Here is a 5118-nt window from a genome sequence, read left to right as displayed (position 1 = left end):
GTAGGCCAGCACGCGCGTGGGCGTGCCATAGCTGCCGCTGCGCGCCACGATCACCACCTCCTCGCCGTCGAGCACCACGGCCGAGAAGGATTCGCCGGTCTGCGCCGCGAGCCGGTTCAGGGTGGGCTGCAGCGCGCGCGGCAGGCGCGACGAGGCCAGGTAGCTGCCCGAGAAGCGCAGCACCTTGGGCGCCATCCAGAAGTAGCTGCCGTCGGTCTCGAGGTAGCCCAGGTGCGCCAGGGTCAGCAGGTGCCGGCGCGCCGCGGCGCGCGTGAGGCCGGCGCGCTCGGCCGCCAGGGTGGCGTTGAGGCGCTGGCGCTCGGTGTCGAAGCTTTCGAGCACCGCCATTCCCTTGGCGATGCCCTCGATGAAGTCGGCTCTGGCGATGGTCATGAGTGAGGCGAAGCGGGAAGTTGCGCGATCATCGCGCAGCCATTCGCATGATCGCACACAGCCGCATCGGCCGGCGTGCCAGGGCGGCGCGCGCGCCCTACGCTTCGCGGAACTTCTCGGAGACATCGACATGCGCACCCAGGTAGCGATCATCGGCGCCGGCCCGGCCGGCCTTCTGCTCGGCCAGCTTCTGTTCAAGGCCGGCATCGACAACGTCATCGTCGAACGCCAGAGCGGCGACTACGTGCTCGGGCGCATCCGCGCGGGCGTGCTCGAGCAGGTCACGATGGACCTGCTCAAGCGTGCCGGCGTCGACGCCCGCGCCAAGGCCGAGGGCCTGCCGCACGGGGGCATCGAGCTGCTGTTCAAGGGCGCGCGCCACCGCATCGACATGCACGGCCTCACGGGCGGCAAGCAGGTCACGGTGTACGGCCAGACCGAGGTGACGCGCGACCTGATGGAAGCGCGCGCGGCCGAGGGCCTGGCCACGGTCTACAGCGCGGCCAACGTGAGCCTGCACGACTTCGATTCGCGCTCGCCGCGCGTGCGCTACGAGAAGGACGGCCAGACGCACGAGATCGAATGCGATTTCATCGCCGGCTGCGACGGCTACCACGGCGTGAGCCGCGCGAGCGTGCCGGCCGATGCGATCCAGACCTACGAGAAGGTCTACCCCTTCGGCTGGCTCGGCGTGCTGGCCGACGTGCCGCCGGTCTCGCATGAGCTGATCTATGCCAACACCGAGCGCGGCTTCGCGCTGTGCAGCATGCGCAGCGCCACGCGCAGCCGCTACTACGTGCAGGTGCCGACCGAGGAACGGGTGGAGAACTGGAGCGACGAGGCCTTCTGGAACGAACTGCGCGCGCGCCTCGACCCGGAAGCACGCGAGCGGCTGGTGACCGGCCCTTCGCTCGAGAAGAGCATCGCGCCATTGCGCAGCTTCGTGGCCGAGCCGATGCGCTTCGGCTCGCTGTTCCTGGCCGGCGACGCGGCGCACATCGTGCCGCCGACCGGTGCCAAGGGGCTGAACCTCGCAACCGCCGACGTGGGCTACCTGTCGCGCGCCTTCGAGATCTTCTACCGCGAGCGCTCGGCCTCGGCGCTCGACCGCTATTCCGACCTGTGCCTGCGCCGGGTCTGGAAGGCCGAGCGCTTCTCGTGGTGGTTCACCTCGCTGATGCACCGCTTCCCCGAGACCGGCGCCTTCGGCCAGAAGATCCAGGAGGCCGAGCTCGACTACCTCGTGCATTCGCACGCGGCCTCGACCTCGCTGGCCGAGAACTACGTCGGGCTGCCGCTCGAGGACTTCTGAGCCTCGGCCTCGAGCTTCTTCTTCATCGCGGCCGCGCCCTCGTCCATCATGCCGGCGATGTAGGGCGCGAGTTCGTCGGGCAGCACGTCGGTGATCCAGACGAAGCGCGAGCGCCCTTCGCCCGCGTCGAACACCTGCGCCGACGCATGGTGATGCCGCATGCGGCTGCCCGTGACGGTATAGGCGATGCGGCGCAGCGATTCGTCGATCGACACCGGCAGCTCGCGCGCCACGCTGCCGTTGGAGAAGTCGAGGATGCGCGCGCCCTCCTCGTCGATGCGGCAGGCCGTGAGGAAGCCCGGCGCGAGCCGCTGGTGCACGGCGCGGAAGTCGCGCAGCGCGTCCCAGACCTGCGCCGCGCTCGCGGCGAGTTCGAATTCCCGGTGGATGGTGGCCATGGCGGGCTCCTTCGCGCTCAGGGATGGCGGCCTGCGCGGGCCGGGACTGTCAGTTCGAGTTCGATGGCGTGGTGCATGGCGATGGCTTCCTGGTCGATGAATGGATCAGGCGCTCATCGTCGAGCAAGGCCGCGAGGCGGTCTTGGAGAATCTTGCGGTCGCCGCGCGCGGCACGGCGAAAGTCCCCCGGCGAGACACCGGCGGCGCGCCGGAAGGTGCGCACGAAATTGCTGAGGTCGGCAAAGCCCACGTCGAGCGCGATCTCGGTCACGGGACGGTCGCCGTCGGCGAGCAGGCGCGCCGCATGGCGCAGGCGCGAGCGCACGAGGTACTGGTGCGGCGTGACGCCCAGCACCTGGGAGAACAGCCGCAGGAAATGGAAGGCGCTGAGCCCGGCCTCGGCCGCGGCCTGCTCGAGGCCGATGTCCTCGTGCGAACCCTCGGCGATCCACATCGCGGCATCGACGGCGCGGCGCCGGTCGCGCGCGGGGGCCGCTCCGGGCCGCGGCGCATCGCGCCCTTCCACGAGATCGACGAAGCGATGGGCGAACTGCATGCCGACCTCGTCGAGGCCGAGATCGCTGCGCCCCTCGACCGCGGCCTGCGCGAGTTCGCCGAGCACCATCAGCCCGGACAGCGGCGGCAGGCCGCCGGCCTGCCAGGTGCCGCGCCCGCCGCCGATCAGCTCGACGAAGCCCGGCGAGAGGTGGAAGGCCAGGCACTCGTCGCCGCAGACATGGTGGTCGTGGGTGCAGACGTATTCGTCGCCCGGCGCGCCGACGAGCACCGAGCCGGCCACGAGCTCGTAGGCATGGCCGCGCGTGCGGTAGCCAAAGCTGCCCTTGCGCACGTACGAGACCGAATGGCCCTCGTGCATCTCGGCGAAAGGCGGGGCATCGGGGCCCGCGTCGCAGCGGTAGCTCGAGACCCGGATCGGCTCGGTCTGCAGTTCGGTGACCACGAGCATGGTGGTTTTCCCGCAGCACCGGCCGTGCGGCGGGTCCTCAGTCGACCGTCTGCATCGCCTGCCACACGCGCGAAGGGCTCAGCGGCATGTGCAGGCGCGGCGCGCGCGCGGCCAGGCCATTGCGCGCGAAGGCGTCGGCCACGGCATTGACGATGGCCGGCGTGGCACCGATGGTGCCCAGCTCGCCCACGCCCTTCACGCCCAGCGGGTTGTTCTTGCAGGGCGTCGATTCGTCCATCTCCATGTGGAACATGGTGCTCACGATATCGGCGCGCGGCGCGGCGTAGTCCATCAGGCTGCCGGTGACGGGCTGGCCGGTCTCGTGGTCGTACACCACCTGCTCGTAGAGTGCCTGGCCGATGCCCTGCACGGCGCCGCCCTCGAGCTGGCCGCGCACGATCATCGGGTTGACCACGCGGCCCACGTCGTTGACCGAGCTGTAGGCCACCACGCTGATCTCGCCGGTGGGCGGATCGATCTCGATCTCGCAGATGTGGCAGCCGTTGGGCCAGGTCGGGCCGGCCACGGTGCTGGTGGAGTCGACGAAGATCTCGCGCTCGGGCTGCTTGCCGGCCAGCGTGAACAGGTCGAGCTCGAGGTCGGTGCCGATCACGGCGAAGGCGCCGCGGCTGTAGGTCACGTCGTCGATCGCCACCTCGAACTCCTGGGCCGCGAGTTCGCGCGCCTTGTCGATGGTGCGCTCGGCGCCGATGCGCACGGCCGAGCCGCCGGTGAAGAGCGAACGCGAACCCGCGCTGCCGAAGCCGTCGCCGCGGTCGGTGTCGCCGAGCACCACGCGCACCTTCTCGATCGGCACGCCGAAGGCGTCGACCGCGAGCTGCGCCAGCGAGGTGGCGATGCCCTGCCCCATGGCATTGACGGCCGAGAACACCTCGATCACGCCGTCGGCCTGCACCGAGACGGTGACGCGCTCCTCGAACACGTTGCCGCCGGTCCATTCGAGGAAGGTGGCGATGCCCAGGCCGCGGTGACGGCCGTTGCGCGCCGATTCGGCGGCGCGGCCCTCGAAGCCGTTCCAGTCGGCCAGGCCCAGCGCCTGGTCCATCACCGATTCGAACTTGCCGGTGTCGTAGGTCTGCGCCATCGGGTTCTTGTACGGCATCTGCTCGGGGCGGATGAAGTTGCGCCGGCGCAGCTCGATGCGGTCGATGCCGGTCTGGCGCGCGGCCTCGTCCATCAGCCGCTCGATGGTGAAGATCGCCTCGGGCCGGCCGGCGCCGCGGTAGGCGCCGGTGGGCGCGGTGTTGGTGAGCACCGCCTTGAAGTGGAAGTCGATGGTCTGGATGTCGTAGACGCTGGTCTGCACCCAGGGGCCGATCAGCAGCTGGATCGCGACGCCGGTGCCGGTGGCATAGGCGCCGACATTGGCCAGCGTCTTGATGCGCAGCGCGAGGATGCGACCCTTGGCGTCGAGCGCGAGCTCGGCCTTGGCCTCGATGTCGCGGCCATGGGCGCTCGAGAGGAATTCCTCGCTGCGGTCGGCCACCCATTTGACGGGGCGCTTCACCTGCAGCGCCGCGAAGGCCACCGCGATGTCCTCGGGATAGGCGCCGGTCTTCATGCCGAAGCCGCCGCCGACGTCGCCGACCACCACCCGGACCTTGTCCTTGGCCAGGCCGATGGCGGCGCAGATCGAGTCGCGCACGCCCGAGGGCATCTGGGTGCTCATGCGGATCGTGAGGCGGCCGGTGTCGGCGTCGGGCGCGGCGAGCACCGAGCGCGGCTCGATGGTCAGCGCCACCACGCGCTGGTTGACCACGTCGAGCGCCACCACGTGGGCGGCCTTGGCGAAGGCGGCCGTGGCGGCCTCGCTGCTGCCGTGGCGCATCTCGGCCGCGATGTTGCCGCCGGCCTCGTCGCACAGCTGCGGCGCGTCTTCGGCGGTGGCGGCCGCGAGGTCGACCACCATCGGCAGCTCCTCGTACTCGACCATCACGGCTTCGGCCGCGTCGCGCGCCTGCTGGACGGTCTCGGCCACCACCACGGCGACGGCCTCGCCGACGAAGCGCACGCGTTCGTGCGCGATG

General features: G+C 70.6%; 5 protein-coding genes. 1 reads left to right on the top strand and 4 read right to left on the bottom strand.

Annotation, left to right across the window (positions count from 1 at the left end; all coding sequences use genetic code 11):
• Positions 1 to 393 (bottom strand): helix-turn-helix domain-containing protein (locus AC27VN_RS32235; RefSeq protein WP_490879194.1); only part of this gene is annotated, 393 nt, incomplete at its 3' end.
• Positions 394 to 523: 130 nt separating this feature from the next.
• Here AC27VN_RS32235 and pobA point away from each other — a divergent pair.
• Positions 524 to 1705, top strand: a complete 1182-nt coding sequence (pobA, locus tag AC27VN_RS32230) for a 4-hydroxybenzoate 3-monooxygenase (protein WP_490879193.1) — start codon at positions 524 to 526, stop codon at positions 1703 to 1705.
• Here the strand turns inward: pobA and AC27VN_RS32225 are convergent.
• The 3 genes from AC27VN_RS32225 to AC27VN_RS32215 all read right to left on the bottom strand — a co-directional run.
• Entirely contained in the window at positions 1675 to 2103 is a 429-nt protein-coding gene (locus AC27VN_RS32225; protein WP_296800254.1) for an SRPBCC family protein, read from the bottom strand. The genes pobA and AC27VN_RS32225 overlap by 31 nt on opposite strands.
• Positions 2104 to 2152: 49 nt before the next feature.
• The gene (locus AC27VN_RS32220; protein ID WP_490879192.1) at positions 2153 to 3070 is read right to left on the bottom strand and encodes a helix-turn-helix transcriptional regulator; all 918 of its coding nucleotides are present in this window, start codon (positions 3068 to 3070) and stop codon (positions 2153 to 2155) included.
• A gap of 37 nt (positions 3071 to 3107) precedes the next feature.
• On the bottom strand, positions 3108 to 5118 hold a 2011-nt coding region (locus AC27VN_RS32215), incomplete at its 5' end, for a xanthine dehydrogenase family protein molybdopterin-binding subunit (protein ID WP_490879191.1).

The sequence above is a fragment of the Variovorax sp. 20P10.2.4 genome (genome assembly GCF_058244205.1).
The sequence above is the reverse complement of the archived record's forward strand: the minus strand, read 5'-3'. Positions and strand labels throughout refer to the sequence as shown.

Bases quoted from the DNA above. Each gene is read 5' to 3' on its own strand.
- pobA (WP_490879193.1), top strand. From the start codon at position 524: ATGCGCACCCAGGTAGCGATCATCGGCGCCGGCCCGGCCGGCCTTCTG.
- AC27VN_RS32225 (WP_296800254.1), bottom strand. From the start codon at position 2,103: ATGGCCACCATCCACCGGGAATTCGAACTCGCCGCGAGCGCGGCGCAG.
- AC27VN_RS32220 (WP_490879192.1), bottom strand. From the start codon at position 3,070: ATGCTCGTGGTCACCGAACTGCAGACCGAGCCGATCCGGGTCTCGAGC.